Annotated in this window: 21 protein-coding genes; 8 read left to right on the top strand and 13 right to left on the bottom strand. The window is 70.9% G+C overall.

All coding sequences use genetic code 11. The features are described from left to right. Window positions 1-2 precede the first annotated feature (2 nt). Window positions 3-1,043, bottom strand: a complete 1,041-nt coding sequence (gene rsgA, locus Ani05nite_RS00920; RefSeq protein ID WP_203762924.1) for a ribosome small subunit-dependent GTPase A — start codon at window positions 1,041-1,043, stop codon at window positions 3-5. 38 nt (window positions 1,044-1,081) lie between these two features. Then, window positions 1,082-1,228, bottom strand: a complete 147-nt coding sequence (locus Ani05nite_RS00915) for a hypothetical protein (RefSeq protein ID WP_203762911.1) — start codon at window positions 1,226-1,228, stop codon at window positions 1,082-1,084. 60 nt (window positions 1,229-1,288) lie between these two features. On the opposite strand from Ani05nite_RS00915, the gene Ani05nite_RS00910 reads away from it, so the two are divergent. Continuing rightward, window positions 1,289-1,993 (top strand): maleylpyruvate isomerase family mycothiol-dependent enzyme, encoded by a 705-nt coding sequence (locus Ani05nite_RS00910; RefSeq protein WP_203762908.1) that lies wholly within the window; start codon window positions 1,289-1,291, stop codon window positions 1,991-1,993. Between the two features lies 1 nt (window position 1,994). Continuing rightward, window positions 1,995-2,648, top strand: a complete 654-nt coding sequence (locus Ani05nite_RS00905; RefSeq protein ID WP_203762905.1) for an MBL fold metallo-hydrolase — start codon at window positions 1,995-1,997, stop codon at window positions 2,646-2,648. Window positions 2,649-2,652: 4 nt separating this feature from the next. Here Ani05nite_RS00905 and Ani05nite_RS00900 read toward each other — a convergent pair whose 3' ends face one another. Then, a complete protein-coding gene (locus Ani05nite_RS00900) occupies window positions 2,653-3,267 on the bottom strand; it encodes a cysteine hydrolase family protein (RefSeq protein ID WP_203762902.1) in 615 nt (204 codons plus the stop codon). Window positions 3,268-3,418: 151 nt separating this feature from the next. On the opposite strand from Ani05nite_RS00900, the gene Ani05nite_RS00895 reads away from it, so the two are divergent. Then, a complete protein-coding gene (locus Ani05nite_RS00895; protein ID WP_239129060.1) occupies window positions 3,419-4,024 on the top strand; it encodes an ATP-dependent Clp protease proteolytic subunit in 606 nt (201 codons plus the stop codon). A 49-nt stretch (window positions 4,025-4,073) separates the two neighbouring features. On the opposite strand, the gene Ani05nite_RS00890 is transcribed toward Ani05nite_RS00895, so the two are convergent. Together Ani05nite_RS00890 and Ani05nite_RS00885 are read right to left on the bottom strand one after the other, a co-directional pair. Then, window positions 4,074-4,499 carry an uL11 family ribosomal protein gene (locus Ani05nite_RS00890; RefSeq protein ID WP_203762896.1) on the bottom strand — a complete coding sequence of 142 codons (426 nt, stop codon included), beginning with the start codon at window positions 4,497-4,499 and terminating at the stop codon, window positions 4,074-4,076. A gap of 182 nt (window positions 4,500-4,681) precedes the next feature. Then, on the bottom strand, window positions 4,682-5,473 hold the full coding sequence (locus tag Ani05nite_RS00885) for a transglycosylase SLT domain-containing protein (protein ID WP_203762892.1): 792 nt from the start codon (window positions 5,471-5,473) through the stop codon (window positions 4,682-4,684). 161 nt (window positions 5,474-5,634) lie between these two features. Between Ani05nite_RS00885 and typA the strand changes: the two genes are divergently transcribed. After that, on the top strand, window positions 5,635-7,500 hold the full coding sequence (typA, locus tag Ani05nite_RS00880) for a translational GTPase TypA (RefSeq protein WP_203762876.1): 1,866 nt from the start codon (window positions 5,635-5,637) through the stop codon (window positions 7,498-7,500). Window positions 7,501-7,555: 55 nt separating this feature from the next. Here the strand turns inward: typA and Ani05nite_RS00875 are convergent, their stop codons facing one another. Continuing rightward, a complete protein-coding gene (locus tag Ani05nite_RS00875) occupies window positions 7,556-8,551 on the bottom strand; it encodes a TerC family protein (RefSeq protein ID WP_203762859.1) in 996 nt (331 codons plus the stop codon). Window positions 8,552-8,939: 388 nt separating this feature from the next. On the opposite strand from Ani05nite_RS00875, the gene Ani05nite_RS00870 reads away from it, so the two are divergent. Continuing rightward, window positions 8,940-9,242 carry an antibiotic biosynthesis monooxygenase family protein gene (locus Ani05nite_RS00870; protein ID WP_203762984.1) on the top strand — a complete coding sequence of 101 codons (303 nt, stop codon included), beginning with the start codon at window positions 8,940-8,942 and terminating at the stop codon, window positions 9,240-9,242. Window positions 9,243-9,531: 289 nt separating this feature from the next. On the opposite strand, the gene Ani05nite_RS00865 is transcribed toward Ani05nite_RS00870, so the two are convergent. The 5 genes from Ani05nite_RS00865 to rpsA form a co-directional block, all read right to left on the bottom strand. After that, entirely contained in the window at window positions 9,532-10,077 is a 546-nt protein-coding gene (locus Ani05nite_RS00865) for a GNAT family N-acetyltransferase (protein ID WP_203762856.1), read from the bottom strand. A gap of 909 nt (window positions 10,078-10,986) precedes the next feature. Beyond that, a complete protein-coding gene (locus tag Ani05nite_RS00860; protein ID WP_203762853.1) occupies window positions 10,987-11,385 on the bottom strand; it encodes an ester cyclase in 399 nt (132 codons plus the stop codon). Between the two features lie 4 nt (window positions 11,386-11,389). Then, entirely contained in the window at window positions 11,390-13,513 is a 2,124-nt protein-coding gene (gene uvrB / locus Ani05nite_RS00855; RefSeq protein ID WP_203762850.1) for an excinuclease ABC subunit UvrB, read from the bottom strand. A gap of 395 nt (window positions 13,514-13,908) precedes the next feature. Continuing rightward, window positions 13,909-15,108, bottom strand: a complete 1,200-nt coding sequence (gene coaE / locus Ani05nite_RS00850) for a dephospho-CoA kinase (protein WP_203762847.1) — start codon at window positions 15,106-15,108, stop codon at window positions 13,909-13,911. Window positions 15,109-15,190: 82 nt separating this feature from the next. After that, the gene (gene rpsA, locus Ani05nite_RS00845) at window positions 15,191-16,717 is read right to left on the bottom strand and encodes a 30S ribosomal protein S1 (RefSeq protein ID WP_203762806.1); all 1,527 of its coding nucleotides are present in this window, start codon (window positions 16,715-16,717) and stop codon (window positions 15,191-15,193) included. A 358-nt stretch (window positions 16,718-17,075) separates the two neighbouring features. Here rpsA and Ani05nite_RS00840 point away from each other — a divergent pair, with 358 nt between their 5' ends. Genes Ani05nite_RS00840 through Ani05nite_RS00830 form a run of 3 tightly spaced genes read left to right on the top strand, consistent with a single transcriptional unit; the run spans window position 17,076 to window position 18,440 of the window. Further along, entirely contained in the window at window positions 17,076-17,912 is an 837-nt protein-coding gene (locus Ani05nite_RS00840) for a class I SAM-dependent methyltransferase (protein WP_203762981.1), read from the top strand. Further along, entirely contained in the window at window positions 17,909-18,124 is a 216-nt protein-coding gene (locus tag Ani05nite_RS00835; RefSeq protein ID WP_203762803.1) for a hypervirulence associated TUDOR domain-containing protein, read from the top strand. The genes Ani05nite_RS00840 and Ani05nite_RS00835 overlap by 4 nt, the downstream gene beginning before the upstream one ends. Then, window positions 18,117-18,440, top strand: a complete 324-nt coding sequence (locus tag Ani05nite_RS00830; protein WP_239129058.1) for a DUF3140 domain-containing protein — start codon at window positions 18,117-18,119, stop codon at window positions 18,438-18,440. Before Ani05nite_RS00835 ends, Ani05nite_RS00830 begins: the two co-directional genes overlap by 8 nt. 185 nt (window positions 18,441-18,625) lie before the next feature. Here the strand turns inward: Ani05nite_RS00830 and Ani05nite_RS00825 are convergent, their stop codons facing one another. Then, window positions 18,626-18,988: an ArsR/SmtB family transcription factor gene (locus Ani05nite_RS00825; protein ID WP_377880048.1), complete on the bottom strand. Its 363-nt coding sequence runs from the start codon at window positions 18,986-18,988 to the stop codon at window positions 18,626-18,628. A 319-nt stretch (window positions 18,989-19,307) separates the two neighbouring features. Further along, complete coding sequence (locus Ani05nite_RS00820; protein ID WP_203762800.1) at window positions 19,308-20,486, bottom strand: alpha/beta hydrolase family protein; 1,179 nt, start codon at window positions 20,484-20,486, stop codon at window positions 19,308-19,310. Between the last annotated feature and the right edge of the window lie 751 nt (window positions 20,487-21,237).

Here is a 21,237-nt window from a genome sequence, read left to right as displayed (position 1 = left end):
GCTCACCGGCGCGGCCTGCGCCGGGACGAGCCGGCCGCCTGGGCCAGCCGCGCGGCCCGCCGGCTGCTCTCGACGGCGACCTCGCGGTGCAGCTTGCGCCAGCTGTCCAGGCGCCGCGCCGGCAGCGTCCCGTCGGCCAGCGCCGCGGCGACCGCGCACCCGGGCTCGCCGTCGTGACCACAATCACCGAAACGGCAGCGCCCGGCCAGCGCCGCGACGTCGGCGAAGGCCCGGTCCAGCCCCTCGGCCGTGTCGAGCAGGCCCACCCCGCGGATGCCCGGGGTGTCCAGCACCGCTCCCCCGCCGGGGATCAGGACCAGGCTCCGGTACGCGGTGGTGTGCCGGCCCTTGCCGTCGGCCCGCCGGATCTCCTGCACGCCCATCACCTCGGCCCCGGCGAGCGCGTTGACCAGCGACGACTTGCCCGCCCCGGACCGGCCGAGCAGGGCCAGGGTGCGCCCGGGTGCGACGTAGGGGCGCAGGGCGTCCAGCCCCGTGCCCGCGTGCACGCTGACCGGCAGCACCCGTACCCCCGGCGCCAGCTCGCCGAGCTGGCGCGCCACCGCCTGCGGGTCCCGCGCGGTGTCGCTCTTGGAGAGCACGATCACCGGTCGCGCGCCGGACTCCCAGGCGAGCGCCAGCAGGCGCTCCAGGCGGGCGTCGTCGGGCGCCGGGTGCATCGGCTCGACCACCGCGACGGTGTCCATGTTGGCCGCCAGGACCTGGCCGACGGAATCCTTGTCGGAGGTACGGCGGATCAGCGCGGCGCGCCGCGGCAGCACACCCTCGACCGTGGTACGCCGGTCCGGCCAGCGCCGCAGCACCACCCAGTCACCGGCGCACGGCAACTGGGCGGGGTCCCGCGCGGCGCCCAGCAGCACGGTGCCGGCCAGGCTGGCGCGGCTCACCCCGGACGCGTCCAGCACGGTGCAGACGCCACGGTCGGCGCGCAGCACCCGGGCCGGCGCGGCGTCGGGGCGGTCGTAGTTTCGGTAGGCGGACGCGAGTGTCTCGTCCCAGCCCAGCGCGGACAGGTCAGACATGGGGAACCCTTAGGTCAGGGGAGGCCCGCCGACAGGCGTCAGGCGGCGGCCTCCGGGAGAAACCGGAACGCACGAACGACGAACAGCACGATTCCCACCCCCTCCGCGATCGTCTGGCGCGTCTGCACCGACGGTACGGACGGCACTACCGCCACGAAAGCGAATTCCGGCGCTAGGGTCTTCACCGTGACTCCCTTGTCTTCGTCATGCCCTCCTGGCCCTCGCTTCGCTCGGTGCAGTCGGTCATGACAGTCGACCCGCTTGTGCTCATGACCGACGTTGATCAGGCCACCGAACGGCTGATCCGTACCGCGGAGGGGCTGGACGACGGCGCGGTGCTCGAGCCGTCCGCCCTGCCGGGCTGGACCGTCGGGCACGTGCTGACCCATGTGGCCCGCAACGCCGACGCCTACACCAACCTGCTGACCTGGGCCCGTACCGGCGTCGAGACGCCCGCCTACGCCAGCCCGACCGCCCGCGCCGAGGGCATCGAGGCCGGCGCCGGCCGGCCGCTGACCGAGCAGATCGCCGACCTGCGCGAGGCGCACGAACGCTTCGCCGACGCGGCCGCGGCCATGCCGGCCGAGGCCTGGACGTTCTACCTGGCGCCGACCGGCGCCTCCGCCGCGGCCGTGCCGTGGGCCCGGCTGCGCGAGGTGGAGGTGCACCACGTCGACCTGGGCCGGGGCTACACGCCCGAGGACTGGCCGGACGCCTTCGCGCTGCGGCTGCTGCGCGAGATCGTCGGCACCGTGACCGACGAGACGTTCCACCTGGTGCTGCGCCCGCAGGGGGTGGAGCACACGCTGGCCGTGGGCGATCCCGCCGGCGCGCCGGAGGTCAGCGGCCCCACCCGCTCGATCGCGGCCTGGCTGGCCGGCCGCGGCGACGGCGCGGATCTCACGGTGTCGCCGGAGGGCGCACTGCCCCGACCCCCGAGGTGGAAGTGACATGACCTACACCGGAGACGTGACCCGCGGCGGCGAGCCGGCCGTCCGCGAGCTGGCCGGCCTGACCGTGCGCAAGGTCTCGGTGGGCCCGATGGACAACAACGCCTACCTGCTGACCTGCCGGTCGGACGGCAGCCAGGTGCTCATCGACGCGGCCAACGACGCGGAGACGCTGCTGCGGCTGATCGGCCCGGCCGGGCTGGCCGCGGTCGTCACCACCCACCAGCACCGCGACCACACCGGCGCCCTGCGGCAGGTGGTCGAGGCCACCGGCGCGGAGTCGATCGCCGGGGCCGACGACGCCGCCGGGATCCCCGTGGTGACCCGCACGGTCGGCGACGGCGACACCATCGCGGTCGGCGACTGCACCCTCGAGGTGATCCACGTGGTCGGGCACACCCCCGGCTCGATCGTGCTGCACTACCGCGAGCCCGGCGGCATCGACCACCTGTGGACCGGCGACAGCCTGTTCCCCGGCGGCGTCGGCAACACCCGCGGCGACAAGAAGAACTTCGCGTCGCTGATCGGCGACGTGGAGACCAAGCTGTTCGGCCGGCTGGGCGACGACACCTGGTTCTACCCCGGCCACGGCAAGGACTCGACGCTCGGCGCGGAACGCCCGCACCTGGCCGAGTGGCGCGAGCGCGGCTGGTAGGGCCTCAGAGGGCGGCGGCGACCCGGGACGACTCCATCGGCAGCGAGAACATCGGGAAGTCGTACGCGATCGCGTTGTCGTGCTCCTCGGCCGAGGTCGCCGCGGTGCAGTCGACCAGCGTGATGACCCGGTAGCCGTTCTCGTACGCGCTGCGCATGGTGGACTCGACGCAGCAGTTGGTCAGGAAGCCGGCCAGGATCACCGTGGTGATGCCGCGGCTGCGCAGGATGAAGTCGAGGTTGGTGCTGGCGAACGTGTCCAGGCCGCGCTTGCCCTCGATGAGGATGTCCCCCTCGGCGGGCGCCAGGTCGTCGACGATCGCCGCGCCCCAGGTGCCCTTGACGAAGGCGTTGCCGTCCACGACTCCCTTGAGGATGCCGTACGGGTGCCGCGACAGCTCCCCGTAGCCCGGCGCGAACGTGATCGGCGCGTGCATGATCGTCACGCCGGCCGCCCGGGCCGCGTCGACCAGCGCCACCGTGTTGGCCAGCATCCCGGTCTTGTCCATCACCGGCGCGACCGCGTTGTGCAGCGCGCCCCCGTCCGAGACGAACTCGTTCTGGTACTCGATCAGCACGATCGCCGTCGTCGCGGGGTCCAGCTGCAGCGGCTCGGACATCACATCTCCTCGTGTACGGACGGTCACATGGAGTCCATGCAAGCACCCCGGACGCCTCCGGGCAATGCGCCGTCCGCCCTCGGCTGAACCGTTCCCCCCTCCGGTGCGCGCGTCCCTAGACTCGGAACTCCCCTCGACGCGCGGAGGTCCGGTGACACCCGATCTGCGATGGCAGCCTTCCAGCCCCGCTCCCCCGCCCGAGCCGTGGTCCGGCGGCGGGCCCACCATCCCCGGCTGGCTCGAGGAACGCCTCTTCGACCAGCGCATCGTCATGATCCGCGGCCCGCTCACCGGGCCGGCCGCCTCGGCGATCGCCGCCGCCCTGCTCACCCTGGACGCCGCCGGGCCCGAGCCGGTCCAGCTGCACGTGGCCAGCTCCGGCGGCGACCTGAACGCGGCGCACGCCGTCATCGACGTGATGGACGCGATGGCCGCACCGGTGCACGCCGTGGTCACCTCCGAGGCCGGCGGGGCCGTGCTCGCGGTGCTGGCCGCGGCCGGGCGGCGCTCGGCGTACCGGCACGCCCGGTTCAAGCTGGTGGAGCCGCGGGCCGCCGGGGTCACCGGCACCGCCGACGAGGTCGCCGCGGCCGCCGGGCAGCACCTGCGCGAGCTCGAGGAGGTCGTGCTGCGCCTGGTGGAGGTCACCGGGCAGTCGCGCAGCCGGATCGAGGACGACCTGTCCGCCGGGCGCGTCCTGAGCGCGGCCGAGGCCCGCGACTACGGGCTCATCGACGAGATCGTCGGCAAGGCATGAAAAACGGCGCGGGCCCCGTGGGGTCCGCGCCGTTCTCCGTGCTGGTGACCTACTCGGCGACCTTGACGCCCATCGAGCGCGCGGTGCCGGAGACGACCTTGATCGCGGCGTCGACGTCGTTGGCGTTCAGGTCGGGGAGCTTGCGCTCGGCGATCTGCTTCACCTGCTCGGCGCTGAGCGTGCCCACGGTCTGGGTCAGCGGGTTGGCCGCGCCCGACTGGATGCCCAGAGCCTTGCGGATCAGGAAGCTCGTCGGCGGCGTCTTGTAGGTGAGCTGGTGGCTGCGGTCCTCGAAGACCGTGACGACGACCGGAATGATCTCGCCACGGGACTTCGCGGTGGCCTCGTCGTACTCGACCTTGACGGCGCGCATGTTGGCGCCGGTCGGGCCGAGCATCTTGCCGAGGTCGACCATCGCGGCGTTACCCGCCTCAAGCGCGAGGGTTACCTCATGGGTCTTCTTCTTGGGCGGCATTACGCAAGAGCTCCTTAGTGTGTGCTGCACGACCCTAACTCAGGAGCTCGCCAGCATCATCTACGCACGACAACCCCGAGACCTTACTACCGCGCTCGAGAATGGGTCAAAGCGGCGGGCACAGTCCCGGGTTCCGCCGACTAGTGTAGCTCGGCCGCCCGGGCGCTCGGTGACCCGGTCACCTAGTAGCGGTCGCAGTAGCAGGACTTCATCAGCGCGCGGACGACGTCCACGTACTCCGGGTTCGGCAGCTGCTTGGCGGCGTACCCGTCGTCGACCGGCTGGCGGCCCACGTTGTAGCCGGCGATCACCATGTTGAGCAGGCACATGCTGGAGTGCGACTTGCACCGGGCCGGGCTCAGGTCGTACTTGCCCTTGAAGTACGCGTCGCCGAAGGCCTTGGTCAGCCAGGCCAGGTAGTTGGCGCCGAGGGTGGCGTTCTGCCGGTAGTCGGTGCTCTCGTACGACTGCTCGAAGCGCTGGTTGATGAACGCCTCGGTGTCCGGCATCACCTGCATGAGCCCGCGGCCGCCGTCGCAGTTGACGATGTCGGACTGCCAGCCGCTCTCGTGCCACGCCGTGGCGAGCACCAGCCGGCTTGGCACCGTGAGCGTGGGCGCGGACGTCGGCCAGTACTTCTTCGCCGCCGCGGCCCGCAGCGCCGCCTTGGCCTTGACCTTGGTCACCTTCTTGCCCTCGCGGTGGGCGCACTCCGGCAGCTGGAAGTTGTTCGGGTCCTCGGTCGGGGTGGCCTTCGGCTTGGCCTTGCTCTTCGTCGGCTTCGGCTTGGCCGTGGTGGGCGCCGGGGAGGGTTCCTCGGACTCGATCACCGGGTTGACGATGTTCTCCGGCTCGGACGCCGACGGCTGCGCCGCCACCGGCACCGGGTCCTCCTGCTGGCCGCCCAGTCCGCAGCCGGCGACCACGAGGACGCCGATCAGCGCGGCGACGAGCATCTGGAGCCTGCGATTCATCGACGAAGTCCCTCCCCGCGCCGGACGGCGACGCCCGAACGCTAGCAGCGGGTCGCCGTCCGTGCTGACCCGTAAAAAGGACATCAGGGACGAGGTCCGCAACCGGTTCCGGGTTGTGACCCCGGAAGGCCGCCGCAACAAAGGCCGGGGACAATGGTGGTATGCAGACCCGCACCGACCTACGCAACGTCGCCATCATCGCCCACGTCGACCATGGCAAAACCACCCTGGTCGACGCCATGCTGCGCCAGGGGAGCCAGTCCCACGCACGGGGCGAGATGGCCGACCGCGCCATGGACTCCATGGACCTGGAGCGGGAAAAGGGCATCACCATTCTCGCCAAGAACACGGCGATCAGCTACAAGCCGGCCGACAGCGAGCCCGTCACCATCAACATCATCGACACCCCCGGCCACGCCGACTTCGGCGGCGAGGTCGAGCGCGGCCTCACCATGGTCGACGGCGTCGCTCTGCTGGTCGACGCCAGCGAGGGCCCGCTGCCGCAGACCCGGTTCGTGCTGCGCAAGGCGCTGCACGCCAAGCTGCCGATCATTCTGATCATCAACAAGGTGGACCGGCCGGACGCCCGGATCAAGGAGGTCGTCGACGAGACGTACGAGCTCTTCCTCGACCTCGACGCCGACGAGCACCAGATCGAGTTCCCGATCGTTTACGCGTGCGCGCGTGACGGCATCGCCTCGCTGACCCAGCCCAAGGACGGCACCGTCCCCGAGGACGCCACCGACCTCGAGGTGCTCTTCGACACGATCCTCAAGACCATCCCGGCGCCGACCTACACCGAGGGCGCGCCGCTGCAGGCGCACGTCGTCAACCTCGACGCCTCCAACTTCCTCGGCCGCCTCGCGCTGTGCCGGGTGCACGAGGGCACGATCCGCAAGGGCCAGACCGTGGCCTGGTGCAAGACCGACGGCACGATCGCCAACGTGCGCATCTCCGAGCTGCTGATCACCGAGGGCCTGGAGCGCAAGCCGGCCGAGAGCGCCGGCCCGGGCGACATCATGGCCGTCGCCGGCATCGCCGACATCATGATCGGCGAGACCCTGGCCGACGCGGAGAACCCGATCCCGCTGCCGCTGATCAGCGTGGACGAGCCGGCCATCTCGATGGTCCTGGGCACCAACACCTCGCCGATGGTCGGCAAGGTCAAGGGCGGCAAGGTCACGGCCCGCATGGTCAAGGACCGGCTGGACCGCGAGATGATCGGTAACGTCTCGCTGCGCGTGCTGCCGACCGAGCGCCCGGACGCCTGGGAGGTCCAGGGCCGCGGCGAGCTGGCGCTGGCCATCCTGGTCGAGCAGATGCGCCGCGAGTCCTACGAGCTGACCGTGGGCAAGCCGCAGGTGGTCACCAAGGAGATCGACGGCAAGGTGCACGAGCCGGTCGAGCGCCTGACCATCGACGCCCCGGATGAGTACATGGGCGCCATCACCTCGCTGCTGTCCACCCGCAAGGGCCGGATGGAAGAGCTGATCAACCACGGCACCGGCTGGCTGCGGATGGAGTGGCTGGTACCGGCGCGCGGCCTGATCGGCTTCCGCACCGAGTTCCTCACCGAGACCCGCGGCACCGGCATCATGCACCACATCTTCGAGGCCTACGAGCCGTGGTTCGGCGAGCTGCGCACCCGGCAGAACGGCTCGCTGGTGGCGGACCGGGCGGGCGTGGTGACCGCGTTCGCGATGACCAACCTGCAGGAGCGCGGCCAGCTCTTCGTCGAGCCGACCACCGAGGTGTACGAGGGCATGATCGTCGGCGAGAACTCCCGCCAGGACGACATGGACGTCAACATCACCAAGGAGAAGAAGCTGACGAACATGCGCCAGTCGACCTCCGACGAGACCGAGAAGCTGATCCCGCCGCGCAAGCTGTCGCTGGAGCAGGCCCTCGAGTTCTGCCGCGAGGACGAGTGCGTCGAGGTCACGCCGGCCGCCGTCCGCATCCGCAAGGTCGTGCTGGACCAGCAGGTGCGGGGCCGGGCCGCGGCCCGCCGCAAGCACCAGGGCTGACCGGGACGAAAAAGCCGGGGGTACGCGCATCGCGTACCCCCGGCTTTCGTCTGTCTCAGGCCTTGATCAGTTCTTTCCTTTTGTCACGCGACGACTTCATCAGGCTCGCGACGGTGGCGATGCCCAGCGTGCCGAGGATGATCAGCAGGGAGAGCCAGATCGGGATCTCCGGCGCCCAGTGCACACCGTGGCCGCCGTTGATGAAGCCCAGCGTGTTGGTGTGCAGCGCCTCGAGGAACAGCTTCACGCCGATGAAGGCCAGCACGAAGGCCAGGCCGATGTTGAGGTAGACCAGCCGCTCCAGCAGGCCGCCGAGCAGGAAGTACAGCTGGCGCAGACCCATCAGGGCGAAGACGTTCGCGGTGAAGACGAGGTACGGCTCCTTCGTGATGCCGAAGATGGCCGGGATCGAGTCGAGCGCGAAGATAAGGTCGGTGGTGCCGATCGCGATCATGACGATGAGCATCGGCGTGAAGAGCCGCTTGCCGGCCTCCGTCACGATCGTCATGTGACCGCTGTCGAAGGACGAGGAGATCGGCAGGGCCCGCTTGCTCCACCGGATGAGGATGTTCTCCTTGAAGTCGTCCTCGTCGTTCTCGCCCTGCTTGAGCAGCGTGACGGCGGTGTAGACCAGGAACGCCCCGAAAATGTAGAAGACCCAGGAGAACTGCGCGATCAGCGCGGCGCCGGCGGCGATGAACGCGCCCCGCATGACCAGGGCCAGCACGATGCCGATGAGCAGCACCTTCTGCTGGAACTGCCGGGGCACGGCGAAGCGGGCCATGATGATCACGAAGACGAAGAGGTTGTCGACGGAGAGGCTGTACTCCGTGAGCCAGCCCGTGTAGAACTCGCCGGCGGCCTGACCGCCCCAGGCCAGCCACACGCCCACCCCGAAGGCCAGCGCCAGCCCTACGTAGAACGCGACCCAGCCCCCGGCCTCGCGCATGCTGGGCTCGTGCGGGCGGCGACCGACGATCAGCAGATCAACGGCGAGGACGACGACCAGGGCGATGAGGGTGATGACCCAGACCCAGGCGGAAACGTTCAACGATTTACCTCCGGCAGACACTGTGCATCGCTGCATCCGCCGAAGAAGCGGCCACAGCGACGTGCGACTGTCGGAGGTCTCTTCCGCCGGCGCCCGGCTGGGCGACGACCGCCGGCCCCGGGCTCACCCCGTGGGGTGAAGACCGTGTTGACGAGACCGGCGCAGAGGAATACTCCCCTCCTACGCCCGCTATTGTGTCGCATCCGCGGGCTGGTTCGCACATCACCCCGACAATCCGTGTCGAGGCTCTCCCCCTCATTTACCCGTGAATCGGACGCAAGTATGCACCCGCCGACGTTTCCGACATGTTCATTCACGCGTCACAGCCGCTTGCGCGTCCTAGGAGGCTAGCCCTCTGGGTGGGAGAGGTTGTGGCATGCTGCAAGCCATGATCCTCGAAGTCGCCCTGATCGACGTGGTGCCCGGCCAGGAAGACCAGTTCGCCGCGGCCTACCGCACCGCTCGTCCCGTCCTGACCGGAACGGAAGGCTGCCGGTCGGTGCGGATGACCCGCGGCGTGGAGTCCCCGTCGCGTTTCGTGTTGCTGGTGGAGTGGGACTCCGTCGAAGCGCACCTGAAGAACTTCCGCGACACCGAACGCTTCGTGGAATGGCGCGCCCTGATCGGGCCGCACTTCGCCAATCCGCCTCTGGTCGAGCACTTCCTGGACGTGCCGGCGGAGCAGTCGTAGTCGGGCGCTGACCGGGGTGGCGCTGCGGTCCCCGCCCGCTCAAGGCTGCGCTGCCCCACGCCGGCGCCGGAGCAGCTCAGCACGGCGACGCCGGGTGCTCGAGGCCGAACTCTCCCATGGCGGCACCGGAGCAGCTCGGCACGGCCACTCCGGTCACTCGAGGCCGAACTTCTCCAACGCCGACACCGGAGCAGCACGGCGACACCAGACGCTCGAGGCCGAACTTCCCCATGCCTGCACCCGAGCGCCCACCCCGATAAATGCCGAAGCTGGGGCTGGCCGAGCAGATCTAGGACGGCCGGTACCGGGCCCGCCGCCCCCGGTGCTCGAACCCCAGCCGGCGGTACAGCCGCACCGCCGGATTGTCGACGTTGACGTCCAGCCAGGCGTGGGTGGCGCCGTCCGCCCGCATCCGCCGCAGGGCCTCCACGACGAGCGCGGCCCCCAGCCCGCGACCCCGGGCGGCGGGCACGACCCCGACCTGCACGATCCAGTCGAGCGCGGCGGTGACGAACCCGGCGTCGCCCAGACCGGGCAGCCCGGCAAGCACCGACCACTGCGGCCGGAAGTCGTCGTCCTCGGAGACGTCGGCGATCCACCGGTCGGCGGTCCACCCGGGAAAACCGGGCCGGTCCCGGAAGGCGGCCGCATACACCCGGTGGAAGCGTCCAGCGCTAACCGCGGACCAGGAGGCCAGCTGGGCGCCGGCCGGCCAGGGCGCATCCGGTACGCCGCGGGCGAGATCGATCCGCATGACGTCCTCGGCGAAGACCTGCCGAAGTCCGTGAGCGGCGAACAGGTCCTCGGCCGCGCGGGTCAATGACTCGGTTTCCACGGTGACGGGCTGGTGGTGGGAGAGAGCCCAGCGGAGCAGGTGGGAGCCGAGTCCTCGGCCTCGCGCTTGGGGGTCGACGAGACCGCAGAAGGTCACGCCGGTGGGGGTGGCGGTCGGCTGGGCGGGGGCGGCCGGGCCGGTCGCGGGACCCGCGGAGTCCGCCGGACCTGCCATGGGCCCGGCCGGAGCAGTCGCGGGCCCGGGTGCATCAGCCGGACCAGTCGCAGGCCCGGCTCGATCAGCCGGAGCAGTCGCAGGCCCGGCTCGATCAGCCGGAGCAGTCGCGGGCCCAGCTCGATCAACCGGAACAGTCGTAGGCCCGGCTCGACCAGCCGAAGCGGTCGCGGATCCTGCTGGACCGGTCGCAGACCCGGCGGCGGGGTCGGCAGGAGCGGTCATGGGCCGGGCGGCGCCGGCGGCCACCAGCCGGCCGGCGTGGTCACGGCCCTGGACGGTCGCGATGCCGGCCGATCGCCAGCGCCGCCGCAGAAAAGCGGGATCGGCGGCAAGCGGCAGGCCGCCGTCGGCGGCGAGACACCGCGCGGCCAGCGTGACGAGCTCGGTCTCGTCCTCGAACGGCCGTAGCGTCCAGGTCACGGAGTCGGTCACTGACACGCGCGCCAGCCTAGAGACTCACAGCCGCACGTCCGAGCGACTTCCCGGCCGCGACCCTCCCGGCACCGAGACCTTTCCGGCCAGGCGACCTTTCCGGCGCCGCGGCTCTCCCCGCCCCCGACCATCGTGGCGCTGCGGCCCTCCGAACCAGGCGACCTTCCCGGCCCCGCGACGCTGTCGCCCTCCCGACCATCGCGGCGCCACCGCCCTCCCGACCGAGCGACCTTCCCGGCCCCGCGACTCTCCCGGCCCCCGACCATCGCGGCGCTGCGGCCCTCCCCGCCGCGACCGCCGTCAGCCGGCGTCTCGGAGCTGATCGAGGATGCTGAGGTTGCCCGCCGTCACCCACACCTCGGCCAACCGCCCGTCCTTCAGGTGGTAGACCGAGAACTCCCGCGTCCGGACGCTGCGGCCGGTCGGAGCCACCCCCATGAACTCACCCCGGTGCGTGCCGGTGTCGATGAAGTGAGCCGCGATGCTCGCGCCGTCGATCAGCAGCCCTTGCAGCCGCCACTGGTAGTCCGGGAAGGCCCGGACCACCTCACGCAGCCCCGCCACGTACGCCGGCAGGCCCTGCACCTCGTCGTTGACCCGGACGTCCTCGGCCACGAAGTCGCTCAGGCGATCGAAGGCGTGGGCGTTGCCGGTCGCCAGGTAGTGGCGGTAGAACGCCGCCGCCTCCGATCGCCGCATGCCGTCAGCGGACGCCGGTCATGTCCATGCCGCGGAGCTCCTTCTTCAGCTCCTGAACCTCGTCGCGGATCCGGGCCGCCAGCTCGAACTGCAGCTCGCGGGCGGCGGCCAACATCTGGTCGTTGAGGTCCTGGATCAGCTTGGCGAGCTCGGCCCGGGCCATCCCCTCGCGGGCGGGCGCCGAGGAGGCGCGGGCCTTGGAGCGGGTCTCCGGCACCGGGCCCTTGCCGCGCGACATCTGCCGGCCACCCCCGCCGACCAGCTGCCCGCTGCTGCCGATCGCCGAGTCGGTGTCCTCGGCCTCGCGGTAGATGTCGTCGAGGATGTCGTGGATCTTCTTGCGGAGCGGCTCCGGGCTGATGCCGTTCGCCTCGTTGTGGGCGATCTGCTTGGCCCGGCGGCGGTCGGTCTCGTCGATGGCGTCCCGCATCGAGGGCGTCATCTTGTCCGCGTACATGTGGACCTCGCCGGAGACGTTGCGGGCCGCGCGGCCGATCGTCTGGATGAGCGAGCGGCCGCTGCGCAGGAAGCCCTCCTTGTCCGCGTCGAGGATCGCCACCAGCGACACCTCGGGCAGGTCGAGGCCCTCGCGCAGCAGGTTGATGCCGACCAGGACGTCGTAGTCGCCCTTGCGCAGCTCCTTGAGCAGTTCGACGCGGCGCAGCGTGTCGACCTCCGAGTGCAGGTAGCGGACCCGGATGCCGTTCTCCAGCAGGTAGTCGGTCAGGTCCTCGGCCATCTTCTTGGTCAGCGTGGTGACCAGGACCCGCTCGTCCTTCTCCGTACGCAGCTTGATCTCGTGCATCAGGTCGTCGATCTGGCCCTTGGTCGGCTTCACCACCACCTGGGGGTCGACCAGGCCGGTCGGGCGGATGATCTGCTCGACGAACTCGCCCTGCGCCTGCCCCATCTCCCACGGGCCCGGCGTCGCGGACAGGAACACCATCTGCCCGACCCGCTCGAGGAACTCGTCGAAGCGCAGGGGGCGGTTGTCGGCGGCGCTGGGCAGCCGGAAGCCGTGCTCGATGAGGATGCGCTTGCGGGAGGCGTCGCCCTCGTACATGCCGCCGATCTGCGGGATCGTCACGTGCGACTCGTCGATGACGGTGATGTAGTCGTCCGGGAAGTAGTCCAGCAGAGTGTGCGACGGCTCCCCCGGCGACCGGCCGTCCATGTGCATGGAGTAGTTCTCGATGCCGTTGCAGAAGCCGACCTGGCGCATCATCTCGATGTCGTAGGTGGTGCGCATCCGCAGCCGCTGCGCCTCCAGCAGCTTGCCCTGACGCTCCAGCTCGGCCAGCCGCTCGGCCAGCTCGGCCTCGATGTCGCGGATCGCCCGCTCCATCCGCTCCGGGCCGGCCGCGTAGTGCGTGGCCGGGAAGATGACCATCTGGTCGACCTCGCGCACGATCTCGCCGGTCAGCGGGTGCAGGTAGTACAGCTTCTCGATCTCGTCACCGAAGAACTCGACGCGGACGGCGAGCTCCTCGTAGGCCGGGATGATCTCCAACGTGTCGCCGCGGACCCGGAACGTGCCGCGCTGGAAGGCCATGTCGTTGCGGGCGTACCGGATGTCGACCAGGCGGCGCAGCAGCTTGTCGCGGTCCCACTCCTCGCCGACCTTGACCTTGACCGCCTGCTCGACGTACTCCTGCGGGGTGCCGAGGCCGTAGATCGCGCTCACCGTCGCCACCACGATCACGTCGCGGCGGGTGAGCAGGGACATGGTGGCCGAGTGCCGCAGCCGCTCGACCTCCTCGTTGACCGACGAGTCCTTCTCGATGTAGGTGTCGGACTGCGCGATGTACGCCTCGGGCTGGTAGTAGTCGTAGTAGCTGACGAAGTATTCGACGGCGTTGTTGGGCATCAGCTCGCGGAACTCCTTGGCGAGCTGGGCGCACAGGGTCTTGTTGGGTGCCATCACGAGCGCCGGCCGCTGCAGCTTCTCGATGAGCCAGGCCGTCGTGGCGCTCTTGCCGGTGCCGGTGGCGCCGAGCAGCACCGTGTTGCGATCGCCGCGGCGCACCCGGCGCTCCAGGTCGGCGATGGCCGTGGGCTGGTCACCGGCCGGTTTGTAGTCGCTGATGACCTCGAAGCGGCCGTCGAGTCGTGGGATGTCGAGCGCCATGCAGACCACCGTACGTCGTGGGTGTGACAAGTTTCCGGGAGCCGGCCGGGAGCCTGTTCGCAGGGTGCACAATCGGCGCCGGAAATGGCATTGTCCGCCGCCGGCCCGGGCTATAGCGTAGCCGCGTAGGCCGCTCGCGGCGGCCGTCCGGTCCGGCCTGCCACCACCACACGGTGCGCGCCGGATCGGCCCGCGGATAGCTGCCCCGGCTCCGGTCGGCGCGCGCATCCGCGATGGTCGCGCGCTGCGCGAACCGGCCGCCGCGAGCGCCCCTCTCTGCCCGGAACCACCTCACCGCGCGGACCGGGCCACCGGCACGAGCGCCAAGGGCCGGCACACGCCGAGCGCCACCGAAGAGCAGCCACCACGGGACGATCCCTCGGACCGCGCGCCGGCTACGCCGTCGAGGGCCGCCAGCCCGTCTCCCGCGCCCAGTTGTGCGCAGCCGCCGCCTCCGCGTCGAACCAGGGCTCCTTGGCCTCGGCGTACCCCTCCACATCCCCGTGCTGGGCCGCCCACCCCAGCTTGGCCGCCGCGTACTCCTCGCGCGCAGCGGGCACCGCCCGCAGGTGGTCGCGCATCAGCAGCGCGAAACGCCAGCCCGGGGATCCGGTCACCCGCACGTGCAGATTGACCGGCCGTCCCGGGTCGGCGTTGCCGTGCAGCCGCTTCGGCCAGGTCTGGCCGGGCATGCCGCGGGCGTTGTCGTACCAATCGCCCGGCCGGCGCGGCAGGCCGGCTTCGCCGAGCGCCCCGGCGACCCGGTCGGCCTCGGCCAGGGTGGGCACGGCCAGCATGAGATCCAGCAGGTCCTTCGCGGGCAGGCCGGGCACGGCCGTAGAGCCGATGTGGGTGACGTCGGCGTCGCCGCCGAGCAGCGGCCGCAGCGCGTGCCGGATCCGGTCGATCACCCGCTGCGCCTGCCGGGGCCAGGTCGGATCCGGGGGTACGACGCGGAGCAGGCCGTCGGCCGGGGCGTGCCGGCCGAGTCGCAGGTTCTTCTCGTACGGGCGCAGCCGGTCCTGCCACAGCCGCTCGACCTGCGCGTCCAGCTCCCCGAGACCCCCGTTGTTGGTGAGCACGACGTCGGCCGCGTCGCGCCGTACGGCGTCGTCGGCCTGCGCGGCGATCCGGGCGGCGGCCTGCTCCTCGCTCATGCCCCGGGTCGTGACCAGCCGCCGTACCCGTACCGCCGGGTCGGCGTCGACCACGACGACCAGGTGGTACGACGCCGCCAGCCCGGTCTCGACCAGCAGCGGGACGTCGTTGACAACGATCGCGTCGGGTGCGGCGGCCGCGGTCAGTTCCGCCGTACGGGCGCGTACCCGGGGGTGGATGATGCCCTCGAGCCGGCGCCGGGCCGCTTCGTCGCCGAACACCCGCGCGCCCAGCGCGGGCCGGTCGAGCTCGCCGTCGGCGCCGAGGACCTCGGGCCCGAACGCCTCGACGACCGCGGCCTGGCCGTCCGTGCCGGCCGCGACCACCTCGCGGGCCAGCCGGTCCGCGTCGACGATGACGGCGCCGCGGGCAGCCAGGCGCTGGGCGACGGCGCTCTTGCCCGCGCCGATTCCTCCGGTGAGACCGACCTTCAGCACCGGGCAAGTATGCCGAAGGGCCGCCCGCGACCGAAATCGCGGACGGCCCCTCGGACCGGACTAGCTAGCTACGAGCTGACGCTCAGGCCTTGCCGCCGGCGAGCTTCTCGCGCAGAGCGGCGAGCGCCTCGTCGGTGGCCAGGGTGCCGGCCGGCTCCTCCGCCGCGCGCGCCGGACCCGAGGACGAGCTCGAGGACGACGAGGACGACGAGGTGGAGCTGGACGACGAGGTGGTCACGCCGCCGGCCGGAACCGGGTTGAGCGCGGCCTCGGCGTCGGCCTCGCGGGACGCCTGCACCTGCTTGGTGTGGGCCTCCCAGCGCTCGCGGGCGTCGGCGTACTGCTTCTCCCACGCCTCGCGCTGCTTGTCGAAGCCCTCGAGCCACTCACCCGTCTCGGGGTCGAAGCCCTCCGGGTAGATGTAGTTGCCCTCGTTGTCGTACGTCGCCGCCATGCCGTAGAGGGTCGGGTCGAAGTGCTCCTCGCCCTCGACGAAGTTCTCGTTGGCCTGCTTGAGCGACAGCGAGATCCGGCGACGCTCGAGGTCGATGTCGATGACCTTGACCATGACGTCGGAGCCCACCTGGACGACCTGCTCGGGCAGCTCGACGTGCCGCTCGGCCAGCTCGGAGATGTGCACCAGGCCCTCGATGCCGTCGTCCACGCGGACGAACGCGCCGAACGGAACCAGCTTGGTGACCTTGCCCGGCACGATCTGGTTGATCGCGTGGGTGCGGGCGAACTGGCGCCACGGGTCTTCCTGGGTCGCCTTCAGCGACAGCGAGACGCGCTCGCGGTCCAGGTCGACGTCCAGGACCTCGACCTCGACCTCCTGGCCGACCTCGACGACCTCGGACGGGTGGTCGATGTGCTTCCAGGAGAGCTCGGAGACGTGCACGAGGCCGTCCACGCCACCCAGGTCCACGAAGGCGCCGAAGTTGACGATGGAGGACACGACGCCCTTGCGGACCTGGCCCTTCTGCAGCTTGTTGAGGAACTCGGTGCGAACCTCGGACTGCGTCTGCTCGAGCCAGGCGCGGCGGGACAGGACCACGTTGTTGCGGTTCTTGTCCAGCTCGATGATCTTGGCCTCGAGCTCGCGGCCCACGTACGGCTGCAGGTCGCGGACGCGACGCATCTCCACCAGGGAGGCGGGGAGGAAGCCACGGAGGCCGATGTCGAGGATGAGGCCGCCCTTGACGACCTCGATGACGGAGCCGCGCACGACGCCGTCGTCCTCCTTGATCTTCTCGATGGTGCCCCACGCGCGCTCGTACTGCGCACGCTTCTTCGAGAGGATCAGGCGACCTTCCTTGTCCTCCTTGGTGAGGACGAGGGCTTCGATGTGGTCACCGACCGACACCACTTCCGCGGGGTCCACGTCGTGCTTGATCGACAACTCGCGCGAGGGGATGACGCCCTCGGTCTTGTAGCCGATGTCGAGCAGGACCTCGTCCCGATCGACCTTGACGACGGTGCCTTCGACAATGTCGCCGTCGTTGAAGTACTTGATGGTCTCGTCGATGGCTGCGAGGAATGCTTCCTCCGAGCCGAGATCGTCGACGGTGACCTTGTTGGCGCTCGAGGTGGCCTCGATGCTGCTCGTCATGTGGACTGTTGCTCCGAACGGATGGTGTCGTGGTGTCTCTCGCGCCCCGCGGAACTGACGGCGGACACAGCACGAACATCCGGTGATCACGACAACTGGAGTCGAATCAAGCGAGCAGGATCATGCTGGGACCGACGACTTGCGGAACCTGCTCCCTGCCGAGGCACACGATCCGCGAGTGCATCGACTAGCTTACCGTGCGCATTACCACAGGTTGCAAGGCCTCCTGATGACCGAGGCACATTGTTCCCGCGGAACCCGTCTGAGCGGGTGTTTTGGGGGGTTTTAGGCGGTCAGCGAGCTGTTCGGCCGCCTCCCCGGAAAAGTGTCACAGGGCCCCCGTACCGTTTGGGCCGTGATGGAAGCGCAACCGCCGGCCCTGGCCGGCACCCTGCGCCGGGCGGTGACCGACGACGAGAGCCGGGTCGCCAGCCGGCACTGGTGGGATCTGGACGCGGACGACTACCAGGACGAGCACGGCGCGTTCCTGGGCGACCTCGACTTCGTCTGGTGCCCGGAGGGTCTGCGCGAGGCGGACGCGCGGCTGCTGGGCGAGGTACGCGGCAAACGCGTCCTCGAGCTGGGCGCGGGAGCGGCGGCCGGGGCCCGCTGGCTGGAGGGGCAAGGCGCGGAGGTGGTCGCGCTGGACCTCTCGGCGGGCATGCTGCGGCATGCGCGCGAGGCCGCCGAACGATGCGGGGTACGGGTGCCGCTGGTGCAGGCCGACGCGCTGGCCCTGCCGTTCGCGACGTCCTCGTTCGACGTGGTCTGCACCGCGTTCGGGGCGATCCCGTTCGTGGCGGACTCCGGCGCGGTGATGCGCGAGGTGGCCCGGGTGCTCAGGCCCGGCGGCCGGTGGGTGTTCTCGCTCACTCACCCGATGCGGTGGATCTTCCTCGACGAGCCGGGCGAGGACGGCCTGCTGGCGGTCCACCCCTACTTCGACCGCCGGCCGTACGTGGAGCAGGACGCCGACGGGGTGCCCAGCTACGTCGAGCAGCACCGCACCCTGGGCGACCGGATCCGCGAGCTGGTCGCGGCCGGGTTCGTGCTGACGGATCTGATCGAGCCGGAGTGGCCGGCCGGCCACGAGCAGATCTGGGGCCAGTGGAGCCCGCTGCGCGGCCGGCTGTTCCCGGGCACCGCGATCTTCGTGAGTTACTTGCCGTCCTCGCCGGGTAACCCCAGCTCATGACACCTGACGAGAAGCTGGGCAAGGGCGACCACGTGTCGTGGAGCAGCCACGGCCAGAAGGTCGAGGGCACGGTCGAGCAGAAGATCACCAAGCGCACCGAGGCGGCCGGCCGCACGGTCGACGCGTCGAAGGACGACCCGCAGTACAAGGTCAAGAGCGACAAGACGGGCCGCGAGGCCGTGCACAAGCCGGGGGCGCTGCACCGTGACTGACGTGTACGAGGAGTTCCGCGCGGCGGTGAACATGACCGCCGGCGAGCTGGAGAAGTGGCTCGGGACCGAGGAGTCCCGGGAGGTCGGCCAGAAGAAGTCCGAGGGCGCCGAATCGGTGGGTCACGACTCCGGCCGGAAGATCGTCAAGCTGCTGCACGCCCGCAAGGGTGACCTGACGCCGGCCGACGAGGAGCACATGCGGAAGGTGACCGGCTATGTGCACCGGCATCTGGCCCAGCGGCCGAGCGGGGACGTCAAGGAGACGAAGTGGCGGTATTCGTTGATGAACTGGGGTCACGATCCGCTGAAGAAGTAGACGGCGGAGGGATCGATGGTCGGTGGTGCCGCGAGGCGGGGAAACGGCACGTCCTCGTCGGTTGCATGAGCCGGCCAGGTTTCCCCGCCTCGCGGCGGCGCGGCCCGATCGACCCAGCCTGAAGTACCCCTGACCCGCGGTCCCGGCTCGGCACGAAGTCCTCCGCTACTGCGTGCCGACCCGACTCACACCCCCGCGGCGACCGAACCGACGTCCAGCAGGCCGGCGAGTAACGCGAGCGCCGCCGGCACGAGCCGGTAGTAGACCCACGTGCCGCGACGGTCGCTGTCGACCAGACCGGCTTCGCGCAGCACCTTCAGGTGGTGGGAGATCGTCGGGCCGGTCAGCTGGAACGAGCCGGTGAGATCGCAGACGCACACCTCTCCCCCGCCGGCCGACGCGATCATCGAGAGCAGCCGCAGCCGCACCGGATCGCCCAGGGCCTTGAACATCGGCGCGAAGGCACGCGCCTGGTCGGCGTCGAGGGGCCGGCGGACGACGGGCACCCAGGCGCTGGACGACGCCATCTCGGTCGTAGAACTCGGCATCAGCCCACCCTTGCAAACCGAAGCAAGTCTCGGATTCGGCCACCCGGCCGACAACCGCGGACGGCCAGGCGGCAGTTGCGCAGGGCCAGGATGCATGACACAGCAACGGTTTCCTCCGCGACCGCGCCGAGTCGACGGGCCCCGCACCTGCCTACGGAATCCGAGGTGGACGGTGCAGGTGGCGCCGGCCTGCCCATCGACGATGACCGCTCGGCCCGGGAGAACCGCACGAAAGGGCAGGCCCTTCGCGCGGACGTGTCCTACATCACCACCCCCGACCGGCGAGGGTGGCGCGGACCGGGCGGTCACGCGACGCGCGTCAGGCGATGAACCGCACCTCGGGGAACGCCGGGCTCGGACCGTCGAGCAGGTGTCCGCGGCGACGCAGGTGCAGGTCGAAGAACGCGAGCGGGTACGCCTGCTGGATCCGTACCGCCCGGACGGGGTCCAGGGTGCCGATCCAGCCGGCGAGCTCCTCGTCGCTCATCCCCACGATCCGCGCCAGCTGCGGGACCAGCCACTGGTGGTCGATGTACGACGAGTGCACCGCGCCCTCGGCCTGCACGTTGAGCCGCCACCCGGACAACCGCGACCAGAACTCCTCGACGCTCGGCTCGGCGGCCCGGGTGAACTCCGCGGTCATCAGCATGAACGGCCGGTCGAGGCCGGCGACCGGCGGTTGCGACTGCATCGGCCCGTCGAGGCTGAGTCCGGCCCGGACCCGCCGGTCGGTGTTCATGAGCAGGGCGGTCGAGGTCGCCCCCTTCGACCAGCCGGCCATGCCGACGCGGCGCAGATCGAGCACGGCGCCCAGCCCGGCCGGCAGCGGACGGCGGTCGGCGTCCGGATTGCGACCGGCGGCGACGTCCTCGATGCGGTCGAGAACGAAACGCATGTCGGCGCAGGAATCCCACGGCGTGAACGACAGTTCGGCCGGCACCGACAGCCTGCCGCCGGGGAACTCGCTGTACGCGTCGTACGTGTGATCCACCGTGACCACGACGTAGCCGTGGCTGACCAGTTCCTGGACCATGATGGTGGCGTCGGCCCGGTTGCTGCCGGCGCCGTGCGAGTACAGGATCACGGGCAGCCGTCCCGCCGCCCGCAACGCCGGAGCTCCCTCGTGGCCGGCCGTGCGGGGCGCCGCCGCGGCATCCGGGTCGAAGCCGCCGGACGCGAGCAGCGCGCGCCACGACGCTTCAGGCATCCACCGTACGACCGGATGGCGCCGGGCGTCCCGGTCGGCGGGATACCAGACGCTGGCCATCAACTCGCGATGGTGTCCGGGACCGGCGACCGGGTCCGGGCGCGCCCGGTCGACGAGACGCAGCGACACGATGCCGAGGCGGTGCGGCCCGGTGGGCGTTGGCAACGTGAGCCGGCCGTGGCCGGACGCCGCCGGGGCCGCCCAGGCGCGACCGGCGCCGCCGAGCGGTACGGCGACCCCGGTGGCGAGCGCGGCGGTGAGCAGGTGTCGGCGGGTCAGTGCGGTGGTCATCGGTCCTCCTGGGTGTTGATGGTTGCGGTGCGGGCATGAGCCGCGCTGTCTCCTTGGTGGACGGCGTAGCTCCGGTCGACTCGGACTGGATCGCGCTGTTGGCAACACGTTCCGGTGCTGGGAAAGGTTGCCGGCGGGTTGGGTCGGTACGGGCGAGCGGGAAGCCGGATCGCCTCGTGTGCGGCGGTGAGGGGCGGGAGGAGGTGAGGATGCTGAGCCGGATCGTTGGTCCGACTTGTCGTCGAGTTCGTTGAGTTCGTCGAGCGGAGGGTGGGGTTGGTTCCGCCCGGCGTGAGGGATGCGGGCGGGACCGGGCATCGGGACCGCAAGGCCGTCAGGCCGGCAGTGCCGCCGTGGCGCCGTGCCGTGCCGCCGTGCCGCCGTGCCGCGGTGCCGCGGTGCCGCGGTGCGCAGCAAGGGCACCGTGCCGCAGCGCCGCCGAGCCGGATCGTTGATCCGATTCGTCGTCGAGTTCGTTGAGCGGAGGGTGGGATCGGCCACCCTGCGCGAGGGGTAGGGGCGGGACTGGGGATCAGGACCGCAAGGCCGGCAGGCCGGCAGGCCCGCAGGCCGGCGGTGCCGCCACGCCGCCGCGCCGAAGTGCCGCAGTGCCGCAGTGCCGCAAGATCGCCGATCCGCAAGAGGCCATCCTGCATGACGCAACGCTGCAAGACCGCAGGACCGCAACGCCGGCGAGCCGCAACCGGGCAGGACCGCAACGCCGCCGAGCCGCAACGCCGCCGTGTCGCAA

The sequence above is a fragment of the Actinoplanes nipponensis genome, assembly GCF_016862275.1.
GTDB classification, from domain to species: domain Bacteria; phylum Actinomycetota; class Actinomycetes; order Mycobacteriales; family Micromonosporaceae; genus Actinoplanes; species Actinoplanes nipponensis.
The sequence above is the reverse complement of the archived record's forward strand: the minus strand, read 5'-3'. Positions and strand labels throughout refer to the sequence as shown.